The sequence below is a fragment of the Chamaesiphon sp. OTE_20_metabat_361 genome (assembly GCF_031364565.1).
In genome coordinates, this window is record NZ_JANLWO010000460.1 from 1 (window position 1) to 1,678 (window position 1,678).

Sequence of the window (1,678 nt, forward strand, 5' to 3'; positions counted from 1 at the left end):
AACGTTCAAACTCCAGCACAACTCTCAATCCAAGAGGCGATGGCTTCAGTGCCATTTTTGAGCGAGTTGCCAGCCGCAGCGGTTGTCCCAGTCATGGCTCACGCCGCAATTCGCACTCATCCCGCCAATCAGATGATTTTACTGGAAAACGACTGGGGTAGCTCGGTTTACTTCGTCTTGAGCGGCTGGCTCAAAATTCGGACTTACAATGCGGACGGGCGGGAAATTACGCTCAATATTGTCGGTAGGGGCGAAATCGTCGGCGAGATGGCAGCACTAGAGCAAGTTCCCCGCTCTACCGATGTTTTAAGTCTAACGCCAGCGACGATCGTCAATATCCCGGCGGAGGATTTTGTGCGGTTGCTGCATACCGAGCCGCTCGCTGGAATGCGGCTGGCGCAACTGATGGCGCGACGCTTGCGTCAAGTCAATCGCCGCCTCCGCTTGCGCGAGTCGAATAGTGCGTCGCGCGTGGCGGATACGCTGTTATTTTTGGCAGAAGGACAGGGGAAAAATGTTTCGACAGGCATGGAAATCCCCAATTTACCCCATCGAGAACTCAGTAGCATGAGCGGTTTGGCACGCGAGACAGTGACGCGGGTATTAACCAAAATGGAAACTGCCGGACTGATCGCCCGCGATCGAGATATCCTATTAATTCCCAATGTAGCGGCATTAGAAGCGAGTATTGTTTAGGAGGGGATAGGGAATAGCTAGTAGGGTGTGTTATTCCGTCAGGGTTACGCACCGCCCAAGTTAAAAGTCCCAGTAGTGGCTCGACACTAAAAATGTGGGTAAAGCGATCGTCAAACATATTACTAGGGATAGTAGCCTGTAGTGGGACGACACGACTAAAAATGTGGGTAAAGCGATCGCTCAAAATGCTACTCATTGTATTTTTCAGTAGGGTGGGCACTGCCCACCACATAGATTTCAGCCATCCTCTAGTTAATAAATAGTCACCTCTGCCTACTTAAATCGGCTGTTCGCGGTTAAAAGTAGTCTAATTTTAAAACGTGAGAATCGATCGAATTGACTTACCCTGACGCATCAGATCGAAAGCATCATTTACCCGATCGATCGGCATAATTTCACTCACCAGATCGTCGATATTAATCTTCCCATCCATATACCAATCGACAATCTTAGGCACGTCTGTCCGCCCTTTAGCGCCGCCAAAAGCCGTACCCTTCCATACCCGCCCCGTCACCAATTGAAAGGGTCTGGTGGCGATTTCTTGCCCCGCTCCAGCTACGCCCACGATGACGCTCACCCCCCAGCCTTTATGACAGCATTCGAGCGCCTGACGCATCAGCCCCACATTCCCGATACATTCAAAACTATAGTCGGCACCACCTTTAGTCAGATCGACTAAATACGGCACCAGATCTCCCTCTACTTCCTTGGGATTGACAAAGTGCGTCATCCCAAATTTTTCCGCGAGGGGACGTTTAGCCGGATTGATATCCACCCCGATAATCATATTTGCTCCCACCAGCCGCGCCGCCTGAATTACATTCAAACCGACACCACCCAAACCAAACACCACCACATTCGCCCCTGGTTCGACTTTGGCAGTATTAATCACCGCGCCAACCCCCGTCGTCACTCCACACCCAATCAGGCATACTTTCTCAAACGGGGCATCGGGACGAATTTTAGCCAGCGCAATTTCAGG

Annotated in this window: 2 protein-coding genes; one reads left to right on the forward strand and one right to left on the reverse strand. The window is 51.1% G+C overall.

The window, feature by feature from the left end; all coding sequences use genetic code 11:
• Nucleotides 1–39 precede the first annotated feature (39 nt).
• Nucleotides 40–696 (forward strand): Crp/Fnr family transcriptional regulator, encoded by a 657-nt coding sequence (locus RMO35_RS13520; protein WP_396135667.1) that lies wholly within the window; start codon nt 40–42, stop codon nt 694–696.
• Nucleotides 697–1,009: 313 nt separating this feature from the next.
• On the opposite strand, the gene RMO35_RS13525 is transcribed toward RMO35_RS13520, so the two are convergent.
• A partial coding sequence (locus tag RMO35_RS13525) for a zinc-binding dehydrogenase (RefSeq protein ID WP_309741822.1) occupies nt 1,010–1,678 on the reverse strand: 669 nt, incomplete at its 5' end.